The 25,717-nt window shown below is 56.1% G+C and carries 23 protein-coding genes; 11 read left to right on the top strand and 12 right to left on the bottom strand.

Annotated elements, in window-relative coordinates; genetic code table 11:
• The first annotated feature begins 66 nt into the window (after positions 1–66).
• On the top strand, positions 67–1,065 hold the full coding sequence (gene add, locus COO59_RS04260; protein ID WP_103058594.1) for an adenosine deaminase: 999 nt from the start codon (positions 67–69) through the stop codon (positions 1,063–1,065).
• Between the two features lie 43 nt (positions 1,066–1,108).
• On the opposite strand, the gene COO59_RS04255 is transcribed toward add, so the two are convergent.
• From COO59_RS04255 to manA, 3 genes are all read right to left on the bottom strand, one after another.
• A complete protein-coding gene (locus COO59_RS04255) occupies positions 1,109–1,891 on the bottom strand; it encodes a DUF1460 domain-containing protein (protein ID WP_103058593.1) in 783 nt (260 codons plus the stop codon).
• Positions 1,892–2,094: 203 nt separating this feature from the next.
• Complete coding sequence (locus tag COO59_RS04250) at positions 2,095–3,591, bottom strand: YdgA family protein (protein WP_103058592.1); 1,497 nt, start codon at positions 3,589–3,591, stop codon at positions 2,095–2,097.
• A gap of 74 nt (positions 3,592–3,665) precedes the next feature.
• Positions 3,666–4,838, bottom strand: coding sequence for a mannose-6-phosphate isomerase (gene manA, locus COO59_RS04245; RefSeq protein WP_103058591.1), 1,173 nt, complete (start codon positions 4,836–4,838; stop codon positions 3,666–3,668).
• Between the two features lie 200 nt (positions 4,839–5,038).
• On the opposite strand from manA, the gene fumC reads away from it, so the two are divergent.
• On the top strand, positions 5,039–6,436 hold the full coding sequence (fumC, locus tag COO59_RS04240; RefSeq protein ID WP_103058590.1) for a class II fumarate hydratase: 1,398 nt from the start codon (positions 5,039–5,041) through the stop codon (positions 6,434–6,436).
• A gap of 109 nt (positions 6,437–6,545) precedes the next feature.
• Here the strand turns inward: fumC and tus are convergent, their stop codons facing one another.
• Both tus and COO59_RS04230 read right to left on the bottom strand, forming a co-directional pair.
• On the bottom strand, positions 6,546–7,484 hold the full coding sequence (tus, locus tag COO59_RS04235) for a DNA replication terminus site-binding protein (RefSeq protein WP_103058589.1): 939 nt from the start codon (positions 7,482–7,484) through the stop codon (positions 6,546–6,548).
• A 137-nt stretch (positions 7,485–7,621) separates the two neighbouring features.
• Positions 7,622–8,878, bottom strand: coding sequence for an MFS transporter (locus COO59_RS04230; protein ID WP_240614075.1), 1,257 nt, complete (start codon positions 8,876–8,878; stop codon positions 7,622–7,624).
• A 94-nt stretch (positions 8,879–8,972) separates the two neighbouring features.
• On the opposite strand from COO59_RS04230, the gene COO59_RS04225 reads away from it, so the two are divergent.
• From COO59_RS04225 to bioD, 3 genes are all read left to right on the top strand, one after another.
• Positions 8,973–9,890 (top strand): LysR family transcriptional regulator, encoded by a 918-nt coding sequence (locus COO59_RS04225; protein ID WP_103058588.1) that lies wholly within the window; start codon positions 8,973–8,975, stop codon positions 9,888–9,890.
• 127 nt (positions 9,891–10,017) lie between these two features.
• Positions 10,018–11,235, top strand: coding sequence for a sugar metabolism global transcriptional regulator Mlc (mlc, locus tag COO59_RS04220; RefSeq protein WP_103058587.1), 1,218 nt, complete (start codon positions 10,018–10,020; stop codon positions 11,233–11,235).
• 131 nt (positions 11,236–11,366) lie between these two features.
• Positions 11,367–12,050, top strand: a complete 684-nt coding sequence (gene bioD / locus COO59_RS04215) for a dethiobiotin synthase (protein WP_103058586.1) — start codon at positions 11,367–11,369, stop codon at positions 12,048–12,050.
• Positions 12,051–12,117: 67 nt separating this feature from the next.
• Here the strand turns inward: bioD and osmV are convergent, their stop codons facing one another.
• Genes osmV through COO59_RS04195 form a run of 4 tightly spaced genes read right to left on the bottom strand, consistent with a single transcriptional unit; the run spans position 12,118 to position 15,537 of the window.
• Positions 12,118–13,254, bottom strand: coding sequence for an osmoprotectant ABC transporter ATP-binding protein OsmV (gene osmV / locus COO59_RS04210; protein WP_103058585.1), 1,137 nt, complete (start codon positions 13,252–13,254; stop codon positions 12,118–12,120).
• Positions 13,254–13,901, bottom strand: coding sequence for an osmoprotectant ABC transporter permease OsmW (gene osmW, locus COO59_RS04205; protein WP_103058584.1), 648 nt, complete (start codon positions 13,899–13,901; stop codon positions 13,254–13,256). The genes osmV and osmW overlap by 1 nt, the downstream gene beginning before the upstream one ends.
• 9 nt (positions 13,902–13,910) lie before the next feature.
• The gene (locus COO59_RS04200) at positions 13,911–14,813 is read right to left on the bottom strand and encodes a glycine betaine ABC transporter substrate-binding protein (protein ID WP_103058583.1); all 903 of its coding nucleotides are present in this window, start codon (positions 14,811–14,813) and stop codon (positions 13,911–13,913) included.
• A 10-nt stretch (positions 14,814–14,823) separates the two neighbouring features.
• Positions 14,824–15,537: an ABC transporter permease gene (locus tag COO59_RS04195; protein WP_103058582.1), complete on the bottom strand. Its 714-nt coding sequence runs from the start codon at positions 15,535–15,537 to the stop codon at positions 14,824–14,826.
• 380 nt (positions 15,538–15,917) lie between these two features.
• On the opposite strand from COO59_RS04195, the gene COO59_RS04190 reads away from it, so the two are divergent.
• Positions 15,918–17,372, top strand: a complete 1,455-nt coding sequence (locus COO59_RS04190; RefSeq protein WP_103058581.1) for an MDR family MFS transporter — start codon at positions 15,918–15,920, stop codon at positions 17,370–17,372.
• A gap of 44 nt (positions 17,373–17,416) precedes the next feature.
• Here COO59_RS04190 and COO59_RS04185 read toward each other — a convergent pair whose 3' ends face one another.
• Together COO59_RS04185 and COO59_RS04180 are read right to left on the bottom strand one after the other, a co-directional pair.
• Positions 17,417–17,713: a DUF1161 domain-containing protein gene (locus COO59_RS04185; RefSeq protein ID WP_103058580.1), complete on the bottom strand. Its 297-nt coding sequence runs from the start codon at positions 17,711–17,713 to the stop codon at positions 17,417–17,419.
• 52 nt (positions 17,714–17,765) lie between these two features.
• Complete coding sequence (locus COO59_RS04180; RefSeq protein ID WP_103058708.1) at positions 17,766–18,113, bottom strand: DUF1283 family protein; 348 nt, start codon at positions 18,111–18,113, stop codon at positions 17,766–17,768.
• Positions 18,114–18,233: 120 nt separating this feature from the next.
• Between COO59_RS04180 and COO59_RS04175 the strand changes: the two genes are divergently transcribed.
• On the top strand, positions 18,234–18,560 hold the full coding sequence (locus tag COO59_RS04175; RefSeq protein WP_103058579.1) for a YnfA family protein: 327 nt from the start codon (positions 18,234–18,236) through the stop codon (positions 18,558–18,560).
• 137 nt (positions 18,561–18,697) lie between these two features.
• Here COO59_RS04175 and ydfG read toward each other — a convergent pair whose 3' ends face one another.
• A complete protein-coding gene (gene ydfG, locus COO59_RS04170) occupies positions 18,698–19,447 on the bottom strand; it encodes a bifunctional NADP-dependent 3-hydroxy acid dehydrogenase/3-hydroxypropionate dehydrogenase YdfG (protein WP_103058578.1) in 750 nt (249 codons plus the stop codon).
• A gap of 360 nt (positions 19,448–19,807) precedes the next feature.
• On the opposite strand from ydfG, the gene guaD reads away from it, so the two are divergent.
• Genes guaD through xdhC form a run of 4 tightly spaced genes read left to right on the top strand, consistent with a single transcriptional unit; the run spans position 19,808 to position 25,712 of the window.
• Entirely contained in the window at positions 19,808–21,139 is a 1,332-nt protein-coding gene (guaD, locus tag COO59_RS04165) for a guanine deaminase (protein WP_103058577.1), read from the top strand.
• The gene (gene xdhA, locus COO59_RS04160; RefSeq protein ID WP_103058576.1) at positions 21,136–22,578 is read left to right on the top strand and encodes a xanthine dehydrogenase small subunit; all 1,443 of its coding nucleotides are present in this window, start codon (positions 21,136–21,138) and stop codon (positions 22,576–22,578) included. The genes guaD and xdhA overlap by 4 nt, the downstream gene beginning before the upstream one ends.
• Entirely contained in the window at positions 22,568–24,934 is a 2,367-nt protein-coding gene (xdhB, locus tag COO59_RS04155) for a xanthine dehydrogenase molybdopterin binding subunit (protein ID WP_103058575.1), read from the top strand. Before xdhA ends, xdhB begins: the two co-directional genes overlap by 11 nt.
• A complete protein-coding gene (xdhC, locus tag COO59_RS04150; protein ID WP_103058574.1) occupies positions 24,921–25,712 on the top strand; it encodes a xanthine dehydrogenase accessory protein XdhC in 792 nt (263 codons plus the stop codon). The genes xdhB and xdhC overlap by 14 nt, the downstream gene beginning before the upstream one ends.
• Positions 25,713–25,717 lie beyond the last annotated feature (5 nt).

Raw genomic sequence — 25,717 nt, 5'->3', positions numbered from 1 at the left:
GCATAGTTGCGCAACTTATTTTTATACTACTCTGCACCTTACCTTAAAGATTAAAAGTGAGTGCATATGATCGCCGCCCGCCTTCCGCTTACCGATATTCATCGCCACCTTGATGGCAATATCCGCGCAGCCACCATCCTTGATTTAGGACGTGAATTTAATATTGCTCTGCCAGCCGACAGCCTTGAGGCGCTGCGTCCCCATGTGCAGGTAGTAGAAAACCAGCCGGACCTGGTGAGTTTTCTGCAAAAACTTGACTGGGGCGTGAAGGTGCTGGGTTCGCTGGAAGCCTGCCGTCGCGTAGCGCTGGAGAACGTTGAGGATGCCGTACGCGCCGGGATCCATTACGCCGAGCTGCGTTTTTCGCCAGGCTACATGGCGATGAACCACAATCTGCCGATTGCCGGCGTGGTGGAAGCGGTGATTGATGGCGTGCGCGCTGGCTGCCAGCAGCACAATATTGATGTGCGTCTGATTGGTATTATGAGCCGTACGTTTGGCGAAGAAGCCTGCCTGAATGAGCTGGAAGGGCTGCTGGCGCATCGTGACGGCATTACCGCTGTCGATCTGGCCGGTAATGAGCTGGGCTTCCCCGGTAGTGAATTCCTTAGCCACTTTAACCGGGCGCGTGACGCGGGCTTCCGGGTTACGGTACATGCCGGTGAGGCCGCCGGGGCGGAAAGTATCTGGCAGGCGATTCGTGAGCTGGGCGCTGAACGTATCGGACATGGCGTTAAGGCGGTGGAAGATCCGGCGCTGATGGATTTCCTTGCCGAGCATCGCATTGGTATTGAGTCCTGTCTGACCTCAAATATTCAGACCAGTACCGTGGCGCACCTTGCCCATCATCCGCTGGTGAAATTCCTCGATCACGGCATTCTCGCGACGCTGAATACCGACGATCCGGCCGTGCAGGGCATCGAAATTGCGCATGAGTACCAGGTTGCCGCACCGCAGGCTGGCCTGTCGGCTGAGCATATTCGTACCGCTCAGGAAAATGGTTTGACCATCGCCTTCCTGAGCGAAGAAGAGAAACAACGTATTCGCCAGCGCGTAGCGGGCTAACCTGAAATCGCCAGCCCGCAGGCTAAAACGATACGGGCTGGCGCTATAGCGGACGGGCGACGACAATTCCCGGACGCGACTTAATATAAGAGAGCAGCGGCGTATCGACGACCTTATTATTTATTTTCAAAGAAGAGGCGTTGCGTAACCAGACCTGGTTATCTTTTTTAATCACAATCCCCGTATGAGAAACATCCAGGCCCGTCAGCGGCGAATAGATCCCCAGATAGTCGCCGGTTTGTAGCGCCTGTAATGTCGCCTTATTAATATTATTAGTCGGAATATAATGAATGGTTCGAGGAGTCACCGGCACGCCAGGAAGATAATAAACGCCGTCGGCTTTTAAATTAAGCTGTTTAATTACCATAACGGTAGGCGTATTAAGCTTATCGGTAATATCACGCGCATTCACTGGCGGCAGGCTAAACCAGTCGGAGAAAAAATGTTTGCGCTGGGTAAAGCTGACCTGGCCCTGATGATAGCGCGTAAGGCGCAGCTGAGTGAAAAAGTCGTTGCGGCTGCTGGCGTGGCTGAGCGCGGCGACATAATCTAACAGGGTAAAACAGTCAACGCCGTTGAAATTTACTACCAGCTGCTCCGGGATGCTGTCCGATCCCATTAGCGTATTCTCCTGATAAGGCGTACCGAGAAAGGCTGCGGAAATATCGGCTATTTTTTCTCCTGGCGCTTTATTATGCGCCGGAATAACCTGCTGTTGGATTATCTCATCAAGCCGTTCGGAAGTTTGCTTATCTAATAACGGACAAGGTTTAATGGTGCAGGCGGAAAGAGAGAAAGCTAATAATATCGATGCTATTATTTTCACTTGCTATTCCTTTTTTATTATTTCTGCTAAACAGAAAGTAACCTCAATCCTGAGGATGGAAATGCATAGTTATTAAATAAGCCAGTGAACGCAACTATTTATTTTTACGGTTGAGAAGAAGTGCGCAAAATAATGCCACTGATGCAAAAAAAGAAGGGCGACATAATGTCGCCCTGGCAAGAGTTAAATTCGGCGCGCTAGCCTTACTCCGGCAGCGCTTCCGCTGGCGCGCCCAGCATATAACGGGAGAGGAAGCCGTCGAGCGGCATGTTTTCGCCGTTCATCGTCACCTGAGACCCGTTAAACTGCAGGCTGGTCACGATGTTATCATCCTGCTGTTGCGTCAGACGGAACATCTGTCCCATCGCCGCCAGCCCTTTAACCTGCTGCTCAGCCAGCTTATCGGCCTCAGATTCCTGATAGCCTTCCGCCATTGCCACCTGCTTCATCATTTCGGTCGCCATCGGCATATTAATTACCAGCTTGCCATCCAGCGTTTTCAGCATACGGCTTAGCGCTTCGGCAGGGGTTTGCGCTGCGCCCTGAGCGGTAGCGGGATCTTTAAAATGCGCCGCCAAATTAAAGGTGCTTTCCCCTTTATCGTTTTTCCAGCTTAGCGGAGCCACGGATATCACCGGATCGCCTTTCAGCAGCAGCGGCAGGTTAGCGGCCAGGATCTGACGTACGCCTTCCTGATAACGCACGGGATCCTGCTGAATGCCGGGCTGATTGATCAACGCCTGCATCTGGCTGCGATAGTTATCTGAGGCCGTTTTCAGTGCCTGGCCATCAAGCTGCGACAGCTTCAGGGTCATCTTGCCGGAACCAAAACTGTGTTTTTCCAGCGTCACGTTATCGATAACGTAATCCACCTGGCCGGCAACGGTATTACCGCTGGCATCAAACTTCGTTTTAATGTCCATGCCTGCCAGCGTCGCCGCTTCCTGGCCGTTAACCGCCGTGGTCAGCTTTTTCAGGTTGAAATGCTGATCGCCAATGCGTACGCCCTGCGGGCTGAGCCAGGTTTTGCCATCGAGGCTAATGCCGTTCAGGGTGAACAGAACCGGCAGATTTTCCTCGTTTCTTACCGTCAACGCCACGCTGTCGATATTGGTGTCGAAATTTACCCGATCGCCGTCGGCGTCGCTGTCGATGTCCAGCGTGCCGCCGTTCCAGGCGTAGCGCTCGCCGGTTTTGCCGTTTTGATAATCAAGCGGCAGCAGACGAATCGCCGAGGCGGTTGCGCCGCTGTAGCCGATACGCGTATCCGCATCAATTACCGATTTACCTTTGGTCAGCTCAAACAGTTTTTTCAACGCGGCGGTATTTTCCAGTTCGCTGTGTACCGAAGCCATACTGGGGATCAGATTAAACTTTTTCAGCTGGGCGAAAGGGAAAGGCCCGTGATCGATAGTTTCATTAAGCACCACGCTTTGACCCGGCTTCAGCAGCGCATTATCTTCCGTTTGCGAACTGGCCTGCACGACCAGCTGCGTACGGCTGGTAAACAGACCGCGCTGATAGTTCTGATAACTCACTTTCAGACGGCTGTCCGGCGCAAGCTTCGTCAACTGCGCATTCGCGTTTTGCACTATCTGATCCATGTGACTTTCGATCTGCTTGCCCGTCAGCCAGGCCGCGCCCGTCCAGACCACTCCCAGCGCGACTACAACGCCAACCGCAATTTTCGTCTTATTCATCGTTTCATCCTTTTCCCGGTATCAATGCCTGATATTAATTTATTGAATAATCATAGCATTTACAGGCGTAACCGTCAGCCTGGCAGGTTGTAAACCCGGGCAAGTTGTCCATGACCGCAAACCGCTATTGGCGATTCGCCGGCGGCGACAAAACAGGATTCGCCTGCCCTGAGCGTCAGCTGCTGCTGGCCCGTCAGCCGGGCTTCGCCTTCAATACAGAACAGGATCGCCGCGCTCTGCTGGCTAAGCGTAATCGGCGTGGCGTTTAGCTGATGAATAGCGAAGGCGAAGTCATCGACCGGAACGGGGAAATCGCGGGTATCGTTATGCAGCACCGGCTCGGTAAGCAGGCTGTCAGTGGTGCGTGGCGTGAATTTCACGTTGGCCATCAGTTCGGCAATATCAATATGTTTCGGCGTCAATCCGGCACGTAGCACATTATCTGAGTTAGCCATCACCTCCAGCGCCACGCCGCGTAAATAGGCGTGCGGCGTTTCAGCGAATAAAAACATCGCTTCGCCCGGCTGTAGCTCAATCACGTTAAGCAGCAGCGGCGAGAAAAGCCCGCTGTCATCAGGATACCACTCGGCAATATTTTGAATGGTCTGCCAGGGCTCGCCCTCCTGTGCGTGCAGTGCAGCCTTAAGAATATCAATCGCGCGTTTTTTCTCTTCCTGCCGTAATGAGAGCAGAGAGGAAAACAGCGTGGCCAGGCTGGCCTCATCCGGCTGCTGCAAAAAATGGGCGATGGCCGGATGCGCACCGGCAACCGGCTGCAGCAGCGCAATGATCTCAGCAAGCGGACGGAAACCGTTAATCGCCAGGAAAGGGGTCAGGGCATAAACCAGTTCGGGCTTATGGTTGGCGTCCTTATAGTTGCGCTCCGGCGCGCTCAGCGGAACGCCCGCGGCGTTTTCACGCGCGAATCCTGCCTCGGCGGCGGGCTTGCCCGGATGAACCTGAATCGACAGCGGTTGTTCGGCGCACAGCACCTTAAATAAAAAGGGCAGCTCGCCAAAACGTGCCGCCACTTTTTCTCCCAGCAGGCCCGGCTTATCCGCCTCGATCAGGTCCCGTAGCGAACGCAGCTCTCCGTTTACCTCGATCATTGAGCTGCTTTTAGGATGTGCGCCCATCCATAGCTCGGCCATGGGCTGCTGCGTTGGGTTTTCAATGCCATACAGTTCGGTTAATGCCGTTTTACTGCCCCATGCATAGTTTTGCAGCGAATTGTGAAGCTTAAACATTATGACTCCTTTTAACTGGCGGCTGACCGCAGGTATTAAAGCAGAAAGCGTTTTCGAAACCAGGATGCAAGTCAAATAAGGACGATTGGCTCGCATAATGTTAAATTATTGTATGTCACACTATGGCCCACGCCCGCTGTGCTGGATACGCACAGGTCAGGGCCTTTTAAATCATATGTTTGTGCTAAAGGAGAGAAGTAATGGCAGCCAACCGCATTGAAAAAGATTCAATGGGACCTATTGATGTACCGGCTGATAAACTGTGGGGCGCGCAGACGCAGCGCTCGCTGGAACACTTTCGCATCTCTACAGAAAAAATGCCTGCCGAACTGGTGCATGCGCTGGCGTTAACCAAACGCGCCGCCGCTAAAGTTAACGGCGATCTGGGCCTGCTGGCGCAGGAGAGAGCGCAGGCGATTATTCAGGCTGCGGATGAAGTGCTGGCCGAAAAGCACGCCGCTGAATTCCCGCTGGCTATCTGGCAGACCGGCTCCGGCACACAAACCAATATGAATATGAACGAGGTGCTGGCCAACCGCGCCAGCGAGATCCTCGGCGGCGAGCGCGGTATGTCGCGCCTGGTGCATCCCAATGACGATGTGAATAAAAGCCAGAGCTCCAATGACGTTTTCCCTACCGCCATGCACGTGGCGGCGGCGATCGCCCTGCGTGAAAACCTGGTTCCGCAGCTCAATATCCTGAAGCAAACGCTGCAGTCTAAAGCGGAAGCCTTTAAAGAGATCGTTAAAATTGGCCGTACGCATCTGCAGGACGCCACGCCGCTGACGCTTGGTCAGGAGATTTCCGGCTGGGTGGCAATGCTGGAACATAACCTGAAACATATCGAGCAGAGCGTGCCGCACGTAGCCGAGCTGGCGCTGGGCGGGACCGCCGTCGGCACCGGGCTGAATACGCATCCGGAATATGCGGTGCGCGTCGCGCAGGAACTGGCCGCGCTGACTGGACAGCCGTTTGTTACCGCGCCGAATAAGTTTGAAGCGCTGGCAACCTGCGATGCGTTGGTGCATGCGCACGGCGCACTCAAAGGACTGGCGGCCTCGCTGATGAAAATCGCCAACGACGTACGCTGGCTCTCATCCGGCCCGCGTTGCGGCATCGGTGAAATCGCTATTCCGGAAAATGAACCGGGCAGCTCTATCATGCCGGGTAAAGTTAACCCGACCCAGTGTGAAGCGATGACCATGCTTTGCTGCCAGGTAATGGGCAACGATGTGGCGATTAACATTGGCGGCGCTTCCGGTAACTTTGAGCTGAACGTTTTCCGGCCGATGGTCATCCACAACTTCCTGCAGTCGATTCGTCTGCTGGCGGACGGTATGGACAGCTTCAATCATCACTGTGCCGTTGGCATCGAGCCGAACCGCGATCGTATCACGCAGCTGCTGAATGAGTCGCTGATGCTGGTGACCGCGCTGAATACCCATATCGGCTATGACAAAGCGGCTGAAATTGCGAAAAAGGCGCATAAAGAGGGGCTGACGTTAAAAGCTTCTGCGCTGAAGCTGGGTTATCTGACGGAAGAAGAGTTTGATGCCTGGGTTCGACCGGAAGAAATGGTTGGCAGCATGAAACAGTAAGTTATGCAGCGGGGCCTGATGGCCCCGTTTTCCCGTGTTTACGCTTAGCATAATTCAGCCGCTGCGCTTTCCTTTATTCGCCTTCGCCCACGGGTTTGTTTTCGTTCTGTTATGCCGTACCTACCGGCCGATCGCAATAAAGATGTAGCCGGGGAATTAACAGCCACAGCGGTTCCGCCTGCGGCTTATAGCGATGGTTAATATTTTCCGCATCATAATTTAACAGCTCGCCTAATACCGGCACCTGCTGACGATCCGGGCACAGCACCAGCAGCGGTGAAGGGCAGGCCAGCTGCGTCTGTTTTTGCTGCTCTTTATCCCAGATGCGCGCTATCGGCTGCACCTTAACCGGCCGCTTAATTTTCAGCTTTGCCCCTGCAGGCAGCGACTGCACCGCGATCAGTTCCTGCTGTACTTTCTCTGCCCACTGCTCTCGTGTCCAGGGCGCCTGCGCGCGTCCCGCCTTCAGGCTTTTTTCCAGCTTATCGACAATCTCCTGCGGCGTTACGTTTTTAATAATGTGTTTATTGGCCCAGCCGAAGCGCACGCTATCCGGCGCATCCAGCAGGGTAATGGCGCGGTAGGCGTTCAGCGTCAACAGGCCACGCAGATGCGTATGCACAAACTCAAAGCGCGCTTCGCCTGGCAGCCCGGACTCAACGGTAATAATCTGTTCCAGCTGCGCCTTTAGCTGATTAATTTTATTAACCTGCTGGTGGAGAAGGGCATGCTGGTGGCTGTCGGCCTCAAAACAGAGCGCGCCGGGTAACCGTACTGCGGCTTTGGTGCTGATATTCTCTGACTGACGCTGGATAAACAGACGACAGTAATGTTGCAGAGCGAGCTGACGCGCTTCGTCTCCCAAATGTTGGGTAACGCTGATTTGCGTAATCGGATCGTGTTCCGCGCCTTTTGCTACCGGCGGTAATGAAAACACCCGGCCAACCAACAGCGGCAGTGAGGTTAACTGCTGTTGTAAAACGCTAAGTTCCTTATCAAGCTGATTAGCGCACTGACGCAAATCTTCAACTAAATCGTAGCGGCTCATGGCGACTCCTGGTAAACGGCCTGTCAGATCCCGTAATTAGTTACAACATACTTATTTAACTCTATAAACCACAATTCAGCAACGAAGAAATCATCAGTCAGGCAGAAAAAAGGCCGCGCAATGGCGGCCTGGATGAATTACAGCTTCTTAAGGTACAGACGACCTGCAACCAGCAGCGCTAACAACAGCATTACCGCAATAAATGCCGTAATGCCCGGCCAGCCAAACGCGTGCCAGAACACGCCGCCCAGCGTGCCAGCCACGCTGGAGCCCGCATAATAGCTAAACAGATAAAGCGAAGAAGCCTGTCCTTTGGCGCGCCGCGCGCGTGGGCCAATCCAGCCGCTGGCGACGGAATGGGCAGCAAAGAATCCGGCGGTAAACAGCATCATTCCCGGAAAAATCAGCCACAGTGAATTGAAAAGAGTAATAAGCAGGCCGCCCAGCATCAGCGCCGTTGAGAAAAACAGCACCGGGCCGCGCCCAAAGCGGGCCGTCATCGCCCCGGCTTTAGGTGAACTCCATGAACCGGTCAGATAGACCACCGACAGCAGGCCGACAACTGCCTGACTGAGAAACCAGGGCGCGCTTAGCAGGCGATAGCCAATGTAATTAAACAGCGTAACGAATGCGCCCATTAGCAGGAAGCCTTCTGCAAACAGCAGCGGTAAACCGCGATCGCGCCAGTGCAGACGAAAGTTAATCATCAGGCTGCGGGGTTTTAGCGAGGCAGGACGGAAGTGACGTGAGGCGGGCAGGATTTTCCAAAACATCAGCGCCGAGGCCAGCGCAAAGCAGCCGATAAAAGCCACCGCCATGCGCCAGGAGCTAAAATCCGTAATGACGCCGCTCAGCAGACGGCCGCTCATGCCGCCAATTGAGTTGCCGCTAATATACAGGCCCATCGAAAAGGCGATAACGCTGGGATGAATTTCCTCGCTCAGATAGGTCATGCCTACCGCCGCCACGCCGCTCAGCGATAAACCAATCAGCGCACGCATAATTAAAATGCCATGCCAGCTGTTCATGGTGGCGGAAATCAGGGTACAAATCGCCGCCAGTAGCAGTGCAATGACCATTACCGGCTTGCGGCCTACCGCATCGGAGATCGGGCCGGTAAACAGCAGCCCCAGCGCCATTAACGCGGTTGAAATGGAAAGCGAAATACTGCTTGCCGCTGGCGATACGCCAAACTCCTGGGAAAGCACCGGCAAAATAGGCTGAACGCAATAGAGCAGGGCGAAAGTGGCCAGTCCCGCTGAAAACAGCGCCAGCGTTACGCGCATAAACTGCGGCGTGCCGCGTTTGATATAGAGATTTTTATTTACGACAGCGGGCGAGACGCGCTGAACCCTGTCAGCAGGTAACGTCGCGCTCTGGGATGAGCGTTCCACAAAGGTTCCTTATTTAAACTTCAACCGCTTAATTGTGGAACGGGCGGATTATACTGTCTAATATATTAATTATCTGGATTGATACTTATTAAATATGAATATTGAGCTGCGTCATCTACGTTACTTTATCGCCGTTGCGGAGGAGCTGCATTTTGGGCGCGCTGCGCTGCGGCTGAACATTTCCCAGCCACCGCTGAGCCAGCAAATCCAGCAGCTTGAACAGCAAATTGGCGCAACATTGCTGGCGCGTACCAACCGTAGCGTCCAGCTAACCGCTGCCGGACGTCAGTTCCTGCAGGATGCGCGTGCTATTTTATTAGACGTCGAGCAGGCGGCCAGCCGCGCCGCGCGTTTACATCAGGGAGAAGAGGGCGAAATCCGCATCGGTTTTACCTCATCGGCTCCTTTTATTACCGCTGTTTCTGATGCACTGTTTACCTTTCGTCAACGTTTTCCTCAGGTTCATATTCAGATGCAAGAGATAAATACCCGGCAACAGCTAACGCCCTTAAGCGATGGCCGATTAGATCTCGGCGTCATGCGCAATACGCCGCTACCCGATACGCTCGCCTGGCAGTTGCTGCTGCGCGAACCGCTTTGTTGCGTGGTGCATCATGCGCATCCCCTTGCTCGTCAGCAAAGCGTCTCGGTTACCACCCTGGGCAATGAGCCTTTTGTTTTTTTCGATGCGCAAAGCGGCACCGCGCTGTATGGCGAAACGATGGCGCTGCTGCACCGTTATCAAATCCAGCCTTATATTACCCAGGGAGTGGGCGAGGCGATGACCATTCTTGGGCTGGTCGCCACCGGACTGGGAATATCCATCTTGCCCGCCTCTTTTCGGCGTACGCAGCTGGACGGCGTGGTGTGGTTACCGCTGGAAGAGGCCGATGCCTGGTCGGAAATGTGGCTGGTCTGGTCGCGCCAGCGGGAAATCACGGCGGTAATGTCCCAGATGAAAGCGCTGTTACTGCGTGAAGAGGTGAGCGTCGCCGCAGAAAATCCCCGGTAGGGTAAATCCGTTGTTTTTGTGCAGTAAATCACATACCGAATCAAATAGTTGACGCCCCTTAATATCTCATCCACCATAGCCTGAGCAGGTTTATTTTGAAGCGCGAAAATAAGTGGGAGCAGGGGTAGTGATAGCGGACAGTCAACCTGGTCATATTGACCAGATCAAGCAGACAAACGCTGGGGCTGTATATCGCCTGATCGATCAATTTGGCCCGATATCGCGTATTGAGCTTTCCCGGCGGGCTCAACTGGCACCGGCCAGCATCACCAAAATCGTGCGTGAAATGCTGGAAGCGCACCTGGTACAGGAAACGGAGTATCAGGAACCGGGCAGCCGTGGTCGGCCAGCGGTCGGCCTGATTCTGGATACCGTTGCCTGGCACTACCTGGCTATTCGTATCGGCAACGGTGAAATCACCCTGGCCCTACGCGATCTCAGCAGCGTGCTGGTTACCGAAGAGACCCGGCCGCTGCCTGTTCAAAGCGACACGCCGCTGTTAAACCGCATTATCTTCGAAATCGACCAGTTTTTTATCCGCCATCAGCGCCAGCTTGAACGCCTGACCGCCATAGCCATTACCTTGCCCGGCATTATTCACACCGGCAAGGGGCTGGTTCATCGCATGCCTTTTTATCACGTCGCTGATATGCCGCTGGGGCCTGAACTGGCCGCCCATACCGGCCTGCCGGTTTATATTCAGCATGATGTCTGCGCATGGACCATCGCCGAATCGCTGTTTGGCGCATCGCGCGGGGCCAGCGACGTTATCCAAATCGTGATTGATGATAACGTCGGCGCGGGCGTGATTACCGGCGGACGCCTGCTGCATAACAGCCGCAGTTCGCTGGTCGAAATTGGGCATACTCAGGTGGATGCGTACGGTAAGCAGTGCTATTGCGGCAATCATGGCTGTCTGGAGACGGTGGCCAGCATCGGCAGTATTCTGGAACTGACTTCGCAGCGTATGCAGACCTCTCTCAGCTCCATCCTGCATCATCAGCCGCTGACGGTTGAATCACTGTGTGATGCGGCGCTGAATGGCGATCCGCTGGCACGCAATATCATTACAAGTATTGGCAACAGCGTCGGGCGCATTCTGGCCATTATGGTCAATCTGTTTAATCCTGAAAAAATCCTGATTGGTTCACCGCTTAACCGCGCCGCCGATGTGCTTTATCCGGCAATCGGCGCGTCAATTCGTCAGCAGGCGCTGCCGGCCTACAGCGCCGATATTCATGTCGAACCCACGGAATTCCCTAACGTCGGCACGATGCCCGGCGCCGCGCTGGTAAAAAATGCCATGTACAACGGTGAATTACTTATCAAACTGTTACAGGGCTAATCTAATATCAGTTATCACTAAAAAATTGCGCTAACGCAAGCTGTGCAAAAGCGCGATTTCCTACACTGTGCGACACAAACCGATGATTAAAGTTTAACTATTTCAGGCCGTCAGCCTGCCGGAGTGTTGCTATGCTGAGTCGTATTTTCGTTACCGGTACGGATACCGCCGTCGGTAAAACAGTGGTTACACGCGCCCTGATGCAAAAACTGGCGGAAACGCATCCGGCCGTGGTGGGCTATAAACCGGTAGCAAAAAGCAGCCAGATAACGGCGGACGGGCTGCGCAATAAAGATGCGCTGGTATTGCATCGCGCCTCCACGCTTGATGTCCCTTATGAAGCGATCAATCCCGTGACGCTACTTGAAGATGAAATCAGTACCCATCGCGGCGAAACGATTGACTATGCGCGCCTGAGCAGCGGCCTGCAGTTATTAGACGCGCAGGCTGACGTGGTAGTGATTGAGGGCACCGGCGGCTGGCGCAGCCTGATGAACGATCTGCGTCCGTTATCTGACTGGGTTATTCAGGAACAGCTGCCGGTAGTGTTAGTGGTCGGCATTAAGCTGGGTTGTATCAGCCATGCCTTACTGACCGCGCAGGCGATTATTAACGATGGCCTGCCGCTGCTGGGCTGGGTGGCGAACAGAATCAATCCGGGGCTGGCGCACTACGCGGAAATTATCGACGTGCTGCAGGAGAAAATCCCGACGCCGCTGTTAGGCGAGCTGCCTTATCTGCCACGCGCCGAAGAACGCGAACTGGCAGGCTATATCGACCTGTCGGCGCTTTTCCCGCCGCAGGCCGTTGCCTGAGCCGCCGGGAAAATGCGCCGCGCAGGCAACGCTGCTTTTTGACGCGCCCTGCGGGCGCGTATTTTGTTTAGCGGCTGAGCGCGCGCCGCGTACGGCCTGAACTCAAATAATCAGCGATATAATCCTGAGAAATCTCTCCGCTGTAGCGGCCTTCCTCATCCACAATCGGCATCCACACCAGATTGTGTTCATAGAGTTTTGACAGCACCACGCGCAGATTTTCCTCCGCCTTGCCGGTCACGGTAAAGCTGTGCAGTTTCTCTTCGCAGCGGCCACCGGCACCGCGCGCTTCACGCCGTTTCACAAAGCCCAGCGGGCGGTCATCGTTATCCACCACGGTCACAGAGCGCATATCGTTATCATCCATAATGGCAAAAGCCTCCGACAGCGGCGTGGCACGCTTAACGGTAAAGGTTTGCTGTTGGTCGGTGACATCGCCAGCCTGCACCAGCAGCAGCCGCTTCAGGGTACGATCCTGCCCGACAAAAGAGCCGACAAACTCATTGGCCGGTTTCGCCAGCAGCTCATCAGGCGTGGCGCACTGCACGATTTTTCCCTGTCCGAATACTGCGATGCGATCGCCCAGCTTTAACGCTTCATCAATATCGTGGCTAACCAGCATCACGGTTTTTTTTAACTGGCGCTGCATTTCAAGAAACTCGTTTTGAATCGCCTCGCGGTTAATCGGATCGACCGCGCCGAAAGGCTCATCCATCAGCAGCACCGGCGGATCCGCCGCCAGCGCGCGAATTACGCCAATCCGCTGCTGCTGTCCGCCGGACATCTCTTTCGGATAACGGTGCAGAAACTTGTGCGGATCGAGCGCCACGATATTCATCAGCTCGCAGGCGCGATCGCGGCAGCGTTTTTTATCCCAGCCGAGCATTCGTGGCACCACGGTAATGTTTTCTTCAATCGTCATATTAGGAAACAGACCGATCTGCTGAATCACATAGCCGATATTGCGCCGCAGGGTAACGGTATCCTGGGTGCTGGTATCTTCACCGTTAATGGTAATTTTGCCGCTGGTCGCCGGGATCAAACGGTTAATCATTTTTAGCGTGGTGGTTTTTCCGCAGCCGGACGGGCCAAGCAGCACGCACATTTCTCCAGCCGGTACATGCAGACTGACATTATCCACCGCGTTAAGCGCCGTGCCATTTTTCTGGGTGAAAGTTTTAGTCAGGTTTTCCAGCTTTATCATTATCGAATCCCCTTCGGTGTCAGCACCAGCTGCAGGCGATGCAGCAGCCAGTCAAGAATTATTGCCAGAAAGCAGATCAGCAGCGCGCCGGCGATCAGCATGCGAATATCGCTGCCGCTGATGCCGTCCAGCAGCAGCAGGCCCAGGCCGCCAGCGCCAATTACCGCCGCAATCGCCATGACGCCTACGTTCATCACCACCGCCGTACGAATGCCGCCGAAGATAACCGGCAGGGCAAGCGGGATTTCCACCCAGCGCAGGCGCTGCCAGAAGGTCATGCCGATACCGCGGCCCGCTTCGCGCAGCCCAGGCGGCAAGCTTTCCAGCGCGGTGTGGGTATTGCGCACAATCGGCAGCAGGGAATAGAGAAACACCGCTGTAATCGCCGGAACCACGCCAATGCCCTGACCGATCAGCGAAAAAACCGGGATCATCAGGCCAAACAGAGCGATAGACGGAATGGTAAGCACAATCGTAGCGACGCCCAGCACCGGGGTCGCCAGCCATTTAAAACGCACAATTAAAATGCCCAGCGGCACCCCGGCCAGAATGGCGCAGCCGACCGCCACCAGTACCAGCCACAGGTGCTGCCAGGTGAGGGCGACGAGATGAGGCCAGTTGCCGATCATATAATGAATCGTATCCATAGCGTCTCCTTACAGCATGCCTTTAGACCGCAGGAAATCGCGGGCGACCTGCTGCGGTGATTGATGATCGATATCGACCCGTTTGTTGAGTTCGGTAATGGCATCATCGGTGATCAACGCGGAAAGCTGATTGAGCGCCTCCGCCAGGCCTGGATTCGCCTCCAGCACCTCTTTACGCACCAGCGGCGTCACGTTATAGCTGGGGAAAAAATGCTTATCATCCTTCAGGATTTGCAGATCGAAACCTTTTACCCGGCCGTCGGTGGTATATACCAGTCCGGCGTCAACAAAGCCGTCGCGAATGGCGTTATATACCAGGCCCGGATCCATCTGGCGGATTTGCGGGCGATCGAGCGTTAGCCCGTAGGTTTTTTGCAACGGCTTCAGGCCATCGGAGCGGCCGGCAAACTCCAGGTCCAGCCCTAACATCCAGTTATGGTCCGGGTCCTGTTTACGGATCTGTTCAATACGTGCCACCAGCTGAGAAACCGTGGTGATATGCTCTTTTTCGGCCCGCTTACGCTGCATGGCAAAAGCGTAGGTGTTATTCATCGGCGCCGGATTAAGCCAGACCAGACCCAGCTTGCCATCCAGCCGCCGCACCGTTTGATAAGCCTGCTCTGAGGACATTGGCGTAGTAATATGATTAAAAATAATCAGCGAGGAGCCGGTATATTCCCAGGTCATATCGATCTGCTTGTTCAGCATGGCGCTGCGTCCGATCGAAACGGCGATATTGGTTTTAGGGATCACCTGAAAGCCTTTTTTATTCAGCCACAGCGTGGTCATCGCCGACAAAATATGCTGTTCGGTAAAGCCTTTAGTGGCCAGAGTAATCGGCGCAGCCTGCGCGGTGCCAAGGCAGAGCATCAGCGCTGCCAGCAGCGCGCGTGTCAGGTTAGGGATAATCATAAGGCTCCTTTTACAGCGCGTGCGGGCTCAGCCAGCGACCCAGGGCCGCCAGCAGCATATCCAGAATCAGCGCAAACAGCGCCGTCGCGACCGCGCCTAAAATCAGGACGGGAAAGTCGTTAAGGTAAATACCGGGAAAGATCAGCTCGCCGTAGCTGCTGGCGCCGATAAGAAACGCCAGCGGCGCGGTGCCGACGTTAATGGCCATCGCGATACGGATACCGGAAAGGATCACCGGCCAGGCATTAGGCAGTTCGACCTGGCGCAGCCGCTGCGCTTTCGTCATGCCGATGCCGTTTGCGGCTTCCCGCAGCGATTCCGGCACGCCAATCAGCCCGGCGTAGGTGTTGCGCACGACGGGCAGCAGCGAAGCAAGAAACAGGGCGATAATCGCCGGACGGTCGCCGATACCGATCACGACCATTGCCAGCGCCAGCACCGCCAACGGCGGCAGCGTATTGCCGACGTTAAAGATCTGCATGATATATTCCGCCCAGCGGCGCATATAAGGGCGATTGAGCAAAATACCGCTGGGAATGCCGACCAGCAGGGCGAACAGCATTGACCAGCCCACCAGCCAGAGATGTTGCCTGCCAAGATAAATTAAATCGACCTGGCGCGTTTTAATCACATCAAGACCGACACCGTAAACCAACAGCGCAGCCACCAGCGCCATGACCAGCAGCACCAGAATGATTCGCTTAATCGCGGAGGAAAAGTGCATGAACAGGGTTCTCCTGGTGATTACCTGAAGCGCATCCCTGAAGGATGGCTCAATTGTTATATTAATCCGTGGGCATAACGCCGGGAGAAACAGGCTCCCGCCAGCGCAGCCGGACGATAAAGATAAATTGCTGATTTTTACGCCTTTATCAGCAAAAATAAACGTGGCGTCTTAAATCTATAGCAGCGCTCAGACGGCTTCGCCAGTTTTAGCGGCAAAACCAGCAGGATAGTTTTTGCCTGGCGGGCCTGCAGAGCGCGCGTTTAGCGGCTTCTGGTCAGCAGGCATCCGAATAAACTTTTAGTGACAACGTCACTAAAAGGCATGCACGCTGCGTTACGCGGTGGGCTACGCTTAGTGCATTAACAGGAAGGAACAACATGTCAGAAGCTCAACATCAGACGGTCGCGCACCGTCACTGGATTTTAATCGCCTGTATGCTGGCGATGTTTATGGCGGCGATCGAAGTCACCATTGTCGCCACGGCGATGCCCACCATTATTGCCCAGCTGGGCGGCTTTTCGCAGTTTAGCTGGGTTTTTTCCATTTACCTGCTAACCCAGGCGGTAAGCGTGCCGATCTACGGACGGCTGGCGGATATTTGGGGGCGCAGGCGCATGTTTCTGATCGGCACCTCGCTGTTTTTACTCGGTTCGGTGCTGTGCGGGATGGCGCACAGCATGACCTGGCTTATTCTGTTCCGTGCCTTTCAGGGGCTGGGCGCGGGGGCGATTATGCCGCTCGCCTCTACCATCGTTGCGGATATTTATTCCCCTCGCGAGCGGGCCGGTATTCAGGGCTGGCTGTCCAGCGTCTGGGGGATTTCAGCGATTATCGGCCCGCTTACCGGCGCGTGGATTGTGCAACATTTCAGCTGGTCGCTGGTTTTCTGGGTTAACGTACCGCTGGGGATTATCTCGATGCTGATGCTGACGCGCTGGCTACCGGCGCATCAACAGCCGTCGGCGCAACGACTGAACGTTTCCGGCAGCGCCTGGCTGATGCTGAGCGTTAGCGCGCTGCTGGTTGCGTTGCTTCAGGCGGAAGCGCTGGGATATTGGCTGCTGCTGTTTTTAGCCGTGGCGCTGATCGCCGGTTTTATTCTGCTGCGCCATGAAAAAAACGCCGCGGCCCCGCTGTTTCCGCTGGTCATCTGGCGGAGTCGGGTCATTGTTGCCGGTAACGCGGGAAACTTAATCATCGGCGCGGCGATGATGGGCATCAGCGCCTTTTTGCCCACCTGGATTCAGGGCATCAACGGCGGTTCGCCGCTGCAGGCGGGCAGCGCGCTGGCGATGATGTCGATTGGCTGGCCGCTCGCCAGTACGCTTAGCGGGCGCCTGATGCTGCATACCTCTTATCGCTTTACCGCCCTGCTGGGCGCGCTGTTGTTGATCGCAGGCACCGCGCTGCTGCTGACGCTGCATGCCAACAGCAGCCTGCTGCGGGCGGGCTTTGCCGCCTTCGTGATCGGCACAGGAATGGGGATGACCAGTACCACGTTTTTGGTATCGGTCCAGAACAGCGCCGATTTTGCTATTCGCGGTATCTGCACCGCTTCGATTATGTTCAGCCGAATGCTGGGATCGGCTCTGGGCACGGCAATTATGGGCGCGGTGTTAAATTATAATTTGCTGCTGCGCCTGCCTGATGCTCAGGACCCGGTGCAGCAAATTATGTCGCCGGAGCGGCGGCAGGCGTTAGACGGCGGCACCCTGCATCAGATGACGCTGCAAATCGCCGCTTCGCTGCACTGGGTGTTTATTGTGTCGCTGGTCATTGCCGTTAGCAGCCTGTTTATCGCCTGGACCATGCCGCGGCACCGACCGGAATAAGGCCACTAAATAAAAGGCGCCAAGGAAGGGCGCCTTGAGGACTCTCATGAAGCTGGCGCGTCCTGCGTGGTGCCAGCATTGGCAGGCACGTTAGTTTCACCGTCAACGCCGATACGTTTATAGACAATTTTCTGTGAATCGTTTTCACAATGCCCAACAACCTGACCACCGGCGGCGTCAGCCTGATCGTTAGGTACAATATCCAGCGTAAAAGCTGATTCAGGTACGCCGTTATTAATGATCTTCTGACTAATATCCGCTTTTACCGACTCGCACGACGCCTGGGCCGCCAGCGGAGCAGCAACCAACAGGGCGCTTAATATCCACTTCTTCGCTCTCATCACATCATCCTTTTGCAATAAAACCAGCGGTAACTATAGCAGTAAAGCGCGATCAGGGCGTGACGGGGCGTCCGGTGCGCCGATCGAGACAGCGCAGGGTATTGGCTTCCCAATAGGCATTAACGTTGTAGCTTTTTTCACATTCGTCGCGGGTATCAAAAGCGCGATCGGTTTTATCAAACTCTTTCTCGACGCGGCTGTTCACTTTTTTGCGCAGCATACGCGTGTCGTCCCACTGTTCTTTATTCTGACGCGCTTCCTCATTGCTTAACGCGTTGTTTCCGTTCTCAATAATCACACGATCGGTGCGAGCCTGTACCGCTCCGGGCGACAGCGCCAGGGCGCTGAACAGCGTAAACGGGAGCAAGGCGGCAGCCAGACGTTTAGATAATATTTGCATCATCGGTTCCTTATCTTTCATGGCAACCTGCCATGAGGTAACGTTGGTTTTAGTATACCATCGCCGTCTGTTTACTCACCAGCGAGCCAGGCGCTTCGTTTAGCTTTGAGAAAGCTTTGTATGATCAAAACCACGCTGCTGTTTTTTCTTACCGCGCTCGCGGAAATTGTGGGTTGTTTTCTTCCCTGGCTATGGCTGAAAAAGGGCGCATCGGCGCTGCTACTGGTTCCGGCGGCGTTGAGCCTGACGGCATTTGTCTGGCTGCTGACGCTGCATCCGGCCGCCAGCGGGCGCGTTTACGCGGCTTACGGCGGCGTTTATGTGGTTACGGCGCTGCTGTGGTTGCGCTGGGTGGAGGGCGTACGCTTAAGCTATACGGACTGGCTGGGCGCGGCGGTCGCCTTTTGCGGCATGTTGATTATCGTGGCGGGCTGGGGAAAAGCGTAGCGTTGTCGGCGGCGAGATAAATGTGGCCGATGGCGGCGTCAGTCTGCTGAACGCGTCGCGTCAAGCCCGATCGGGGCGATCGGGCTTGACGCCAGTAACCTTGTGGTTTCTGCATCAGTCTGGCGTCAGTCGGCGCATCAGGACTCTTTGGCGACTTTCAGCCCGGCGGTTGTCTGGCTGACCGGCATCATCTCCAGCGTATTGATATTCACATGCGCTGGCAGCGTCGCCACCCAGTACACCGCTTCGGTGACATCTTCCGGCGTCAGGGCGGTAGTACCGGTATAGACATTTTCCGCCCGGCTGTCATCGCCTTTAAAGCGTACGTTGGAAAACTCGGTGCCGCCCACCAGGCCGGGCTCAATATCAGTCACGCGCAGCGCAGTACCGTGCAGATCGGTACGTAAGTTCAGGCTGAACTGACGAACAAACGCTTTGGTTGCGCCATACACGTTGCCGCCCATGTAAGGCCAGCTCCCGGCTACCGAGCCGAGATTAATAATATGGCCGCTATTGCGCTCGACCATGCCAGGCAGCAGCGCGCGGGTCATATAAACCAGCCCTTTATTATTGGTATCGATCATGGTTTCCCAGTCTTCAATACTGGCCTGATGCGCAGGCTCAACGCCCAGCGCCAGCCCGGCGTTATTGACCAGAATATCGATCTGTTGCCAGTCGTCGGGCAGAGTCGCCAGCGCGGCATCAATCGCGGCGCGATTACGCACGTCGAATTGCAGGGTATACAGGTTTTCTCCCAGATCCGCCTTTAGCGCATCCAGGCGTTCCTGACGGCGTCCGGTGGCGATAACTTTATGTCCTGCCGCGATAAAACGACGGGCGATAGCCTGACCAAAACCGGCGGTCGCGCCGGTAACAAAAATGATCATCTCACTGTTCCTCAACAGATTTTCCAGTCCGATCACCATAGCACTTCACTCTGCTACTGCCCAGTACCGGTTAATGATAAGAAAAAAGCACCGCGCTGGTGCGCTCTGCACCAAAAGTTTGCCTGCTCAGGGCGACAACCCGGACGTTTTTTGCCCATGACCGGCAGCGTGGATGAAATATTAGCTGCCTTAGGCCAGGCAAGCGGTTGCGCAATCGTTTAAGTCGCTTTTGTTTCGGAAAATTAACGTTAACAAACTGATTTAGAGGGAATTTAACGGTAACCCATGCTGGCATAACTCTTGCAATTTGCTAAACGTCTGCTCACCTGCCATAACGATAATTTGGATTAAGGAAGCTTTATGCCAGCCCCTGAAAACTATGCTATTCGCAGCAGCTTTTTCGATATTACCGCCACGGCCAGCGATCCGCAGGAGATCGAGCAACGGGCGCGCTATATCGAGGATGGCCTGCTGCTGATCGAAGCGGGGAAGATCGTCAGCCTGCGCCCCTGGCCGGAGGCAAAAGACGCATTGCCAGCGGAGTGCCTCATCCTCGATCGGCGCGGAAAACTGATCGTTCCCGGTTTTATCGACTGCCATATTCACTATCCGCAAACCGAAATGGTGGGCGCTTTTGGTGAGCAGCTGCTGAACTGGCTGGAAAACTACACCTTCCCCGTTGAGGAGCAATACCATTCAGCCGGGCACGCGGCGGCAATGTCCGCATTCTTTTTACAGCAGCTGCTAAGCAACGGCACCACCAGCGCGCTGATTTTCGGCACCGTGCATCCTGAATCGGTCGAAGCGTTGTTTCAGGCTGCAGAACAGCGCGCCATGCGCATCATCGCCGGTAAGGTGATGATGGATCGCAACGCGCCGGATTATCTGCTGGAAACCCCGGAGCAAAGCTATCAGCAAACGCGCGCGCTGATCCAGCGCTGGCACGGACGCGGCCGCCTGGGTTATGCGCTGACGCCGCGTTTTGCGCCCACTTCATCGCCGGCGCTGCTGGAAAAGGTAACGCAGCTGCATCAGGAATTTCCCGATACCTGGATCCATACCCATCTGGCGGAAAACCCACAGGAGGTGGAGTGGGTGAAAAAGCTGTTCCCGGCGCAGGCGAACTATCTCGACGTTTACCATCAGTATCAGCTGACCGGCCCGCGCAGCGTCTTCGCCCACTGCTTACATCTGGAGCCGGAAGAGTGGCGCTGCCTGCATCAAACCGATTCCGCCATCGCCTTTTGTCCCACCTCGAACCTGTTTCTTGGGAGCGGGCTGTTTAATTTACAACGCAGCTGGCAGCAGCAGATAAAAATCGGGATCGGCACGGATATAGGCGCGGGCACTACCTTTAACATGCTGCAAACGCTGGGCGAGGCCTACAAAGTGAATCAGCTACAAAACTATAAGCTGCACGCCAGCGAAGCGTTTTATCACGCCACGCTGGGTGGCGCGCGGGCGCTAAGCCTGGATCATCTAATCGGTAACTTTATGCCCGGCAAAGAGGCGGATTTCGTCGTGCTGCAGCCAACGGCTACGCCGCTGCAGAGGATGCGCTGGCAAAACAGCCGCGATATTTGGGAAAAGCTGTTTGTGTTAATGACGCTTGGCGACGATCGCACTATCGCCGAAACCTGGGTAAACGGCCAGCGTGCCTGGCATCGGCAAGGCGAGGAGGCGGCGGTATGATTCAGTTTTTGCTCAACCAGACGCGGGTCAGCGAGCATCAGATTGATGCGAATACCACGGTGCTGAACTATCTTCGTCAGCAAAAAGGGCGTCGCGGCACTAAAGAGGGCTGCGCCTCTGGCGACTGCGGCGCCTGTACCGTTACGCTGGGCAGCGTAGTGGATGGCAAGATGCGCTATGAAACGGTTAACAGCTGTCTGTTGCCAATCGGCGCGCTGGACGGCAAACAGTTGATCACCGTGGAGGATCTGCGGCAGGGCGATCGGCTGCATAGCGTGCAGCAGGCGATGGTCAACAGCCACGCCTCGCAGTGCGGCTTCTGTACGCCGGGTTTTGTCATGTCGCTGTTTGTCCTGCAAAAAAACAGCTGCGGCTGGGATCGTCAGCAGGCGGAAAGCGCGCTGGCAGGAAACCTGTGCCGCTGTACCGGCTATCGGCCCATTATCGAAGCGGCGCGTATCGCCTGCGAGCAGCCGGAAGTTGACAGCTTCAGCCAGCGCGAGCAGGAAACCGTTGCCCGTTTGCAGGCGCTGCAGCAACAGTCAACAGGTGACGTTGTCACAAATAACAGCCGCTGCGTGATCCCGAAAACCTGCGCGCAGCTGGCGAGTTTTTATCTGGCAAATCCGCAGGCGGTATTGTTGGCGGGCGGTACGGATGTCGCGCTGCGCATTACCCAGCAGTATCAAAAGCTGCCGCTGATGATTGCGCTGGAAAAGGTAGAGGAGCTACAGCACTGGCAGGAAACGCCGGATGCGATCGTTATCGGTGCTGCCGTGCCGCTCAGCGTTTGTCAGCAGCGCCTGCGATCCAGCATCCCGGAATTTAGTGAAATGCTGCAGCGCTTTGCCTCATTACAGATCCGCAATCGTGGCACGCTGGGCGGCAACATCGCCAACGCCTCGCCGATCGGTGATTGCTCACCGATGCTGTTGGCGCTGGAGGCGTCGCTGATTTTGCAGCAGGGCGACCGGCTGCGTCAGCTGCCGCTCAGTCAGTTCTTTCTCGGCTACCGCCGCACAGCGCTGGAAACGGGCGAGTTTATTCGCGCCATCCATATTCCTAAAGTGACGTTGTCACCTGAGTTTCGCGCCTGGAAAGTCTCAAAGCGGCGCGAGGATGATATTTCCGCAGTGTTTGCCGCCTTCAATATCAAACATGCTGGCGGCGTGATTAGCGGGGCGCGCCTGGCGTTTGGCGGCATGGCGGAAACCCCGCGCCGCGCCGCGGCCTGCGAAGCCGCGCTTATCGGACAACCTCTTTCACCGGCCACGCTGGAAAACGCCTGCCGGGCGCTGGAACAGGATTTTCAGCCGCTGAGCGATGCGCGCGCCAGCGCCGCCTGGCGTATGCAGCTGGCGAAAAACCTGCTGCGCCGCTATTTCCATCAGCTGAACGGCGAACTGGCCGTAAGCGAGGTATCCCGCTATGTCTCATAATCGTCCGCCGGTTAAGCAAGAGGTTCTGGAGGCGCAGTATCTGGCCGGTATGCAGAACGGCGTTGGTCGCCATCAGCAACACGAGAGCGCAGAAAAGCACGTCACCGGCGAAGCGCACTATATTGATGACCGGTTAGCCTTTCCCGGCCTGCTGCATCTTTGCCCGCGCCTGAGTGAGCAGGCGCACGCGCGCATCCTGCATATCGATACCGCCGCCTGCTATGCGATCCCCGGCGTTATTGAGGTTCTGACCTGGCGCGACGTGCCCGGCGAGCTGGATATTGGTCCGCTGGAGCCGGGCGATCCGTTGCTGGCCCGCGACACGGTATATTATGTCGGGCAGATGGTGCTGGTTGTGGCGGCCGAAAGCGAAGAGGCTGCGCGGCTGGGCGCAGAAGCCACCCGCATTGAATACGCGCCGCTGCCGGCGATTCTTGATGTGGAAACGGCGCTGGCGCAGCGCCATTTTGTGCAGGAGCCGCATGTACATCAGCGCGGCGACGCCGATGCGGCGCTGGCGCGTGCGCCGCATCGCATTCAGGGTGCGTTTCATATTGGCGGACAGGAGCACTTTTATCTGGAAACCCAGATTGCGCTGGTCGCGCCTGGTGAAGATCGTTCATTTCAGGTCTGGTCATCGACGCAAAACCCGACCGAAGTCCAGAAGCTGGTCGCTTCGGTAATGGGCGTCGGAATGAATAACGTTACCATCGATATGCGGCGAATGGGCGGCGGTTTTGGCGGTAAGGAGACGCAGGCGGCGGGCGTCGCCTGTTTGTGCGCGCTGGCGGCGCATAAAACCGGACGACCGGCAAAAATGCGTCTGGCGCGTCGCGACGATATGCGCATTACCGGTAAACGTCATCCTTTCTTTGTGCGCTATGACGTGGGCTTTGATGATGACGGCGTATTCTGCGGCGTGAATATCGAGCTGGCAGGCAACTGCGGCTATTCGCTCGATCTTTCCGGGTCGATTGTCGATCGCGCCATGTTTCACGCCGATAACGCCTACTATCTTGGCGATGCGCGCATCACCGGCTATCGCTGCCGCACCAATCTGGCCTCCAACACCGCCTATCGCGGCTTTGGCGGGCCGCAGGGTATGGTGGCGATTGAACAGGTTATCGAAGCCATTGCGCGCCATCGTCGGCTGGATCCGCTCACGGTGCGTAAGCGTAACTATTATGGTCAGCAGACACGCAATATTACCCATTATCATCAGCGGGTTGAGGATAACCTGCTGGATGAAATCACCGCACAGCTGGAGCAGAGCGCAGATTATCAGGCGCGTCGGGAAGCGGTGCGGCAGTTTAACGCCGCCAGCCCGATCCTGAAACGCGGCCTGGCGCTGACGCCAGTGAAATTTGGCATCTCTTTTACCTCCAGCTTTCTCAATCAGGCCGGCGCACTGATCCTGATTTATACCGACGGCACCGTTCAGCTGAACCACGGCGGCACCGAAATGGGACAGGGGCTGCATACCAAAGTGGCGCAAATCGTGGCGGAAGTATTACAGATCGACATAAGTACCATCCGCATTACCGCCACCGATACCGGTAAGGTGCCCAACACGTCGCCAACAGCGGCCTCCAGCGGCACCGATCTTAACGGCAAGGCCGCCCAGCACGCGGCGGAAATTCTGCGCCAGCGCCTGACCGACATGCTGTGTCGCCTGCACCAGTGCCAGGCGCAGGAGGTCAGCTTCAGCAATGGCATCGTGCGGGTAAGGCAGCAGCATTTTACCTTTAGTCAGGTAGCGCAGCTGGCCTGGCTGAATCAGGTGCCGCTTTCGGCCACCGGCTACTATCGCGTCCCCGGCATTCATTACGATCGGGAGGCGGGGCGCGGTCAGCCTTTTTATTATTTCTCCTACGGCGCGGCCTGTAGCGAAGTGCTGATCGATACGTTAACCGGCGAATATCGCCTGCTACGCGCGGATATTTTGCACGACGTCGGCGCCTCGCTGAATCCGGCTATCGATGTGGGCCAGGTCGAAGGCGGCTTTGTGCAGGGCATGGGCTGGCTAACCTGCGAAGAGCTGGTCTGGGATAGTCAGGGACGGTTAATGACCGACGGCCCGGCCAGCTACAAGATCCCCACGGCTGGCGATGTACCCGCCGATTTACGGGTGACGCTGCTGGAGAACCGTAAAAACCCGCAGCAGACGGTATTTCATTCAAAGGCGGTCGGCGAGCCGCCGTTTATGCTGGCTATTTCCGTCTGGAGCGCGCTACAGGACGCAATAGCCAGCGTGGCTGACTATCGCCTGCATCCGCATCTGGACGCGCCCGCCACGCCGGAAAGGGTATTTTGGGCAGTTGACAGGCTGACGGGAGAAAATAATGCTGCCACATGAGTGGGTTGCAACGCTGCAGCAGCTGCGGACGCAGCGTCAGTCTTGCGTGCTGATTACGGTACTCAACGAGCGCGGATCGGTGCCGCGCGATCGCGGCAGTAAAATGATCGTCACGGCGGATCGGCAGTTTTTCACCATCGGCGGCGGACATCTGGAATTTCAATGTATCGAGATAGCGCGCAACCTGCTGAAGCAGGAGCGCGCAGGGTTGCACAGCGAGCAGTTCAGTCTCGGCGCCCGGCTGGGGCAGTGCTGCGGCGGCGCCACGACCATTCTGTTTGAGCCGCTGCTGTACATCCAGCCGCAGATTGCGGTATTCGGTGCCGGTCACGTAGGGCAGGCGCTGGTTACGTTGCTGGCGACGTTACCCTGTCACATCCACTGGATCGATCAGCGTGCCGGGCAGTTTGCCCAGGTGCCCGCTGGCGTCACCGCCTGCCAGGTTGAGGAGCCGGTGGATTATGTGCGGCAGCTGCCGCCAGGCAGCTATTTTGTCGTGATGACGCATCATCATCCGCTCGACCTGGCGCTGTGTGAGGCAATTTTGCGCCGCGACGATTATCGTTACGCCGGAGTAATTGGTTCAAACACTAAACGTCAGCGCTTTGAATATCGTCTGAGCGGCAAAGGGTTCAGCCAGCAGCAGCTGGCGCGCCTGCGCTGCCCGGTCGGGCTGCCGCAGGTTAAGGGCAAACTGCCTGCGGAAATTGCCGTAGCGATCGCGGCGGAAATTATCGCCGTTTACCAGCAGACGCAGAACGCTGGCACCATCGGTTAACTGCG

It is taken from the genome of Mixta theicola (assembly GCF_002895925.1).
GTDB lineage: Bacteria > Pseudomonadota > Gammaproteobacteria > Enterobacterales > Enterobacteriaceae > Mixta > Mixta theicola.
This window is presented reverse-complemented; position numbering and strand designations above follow the sequence as displayed.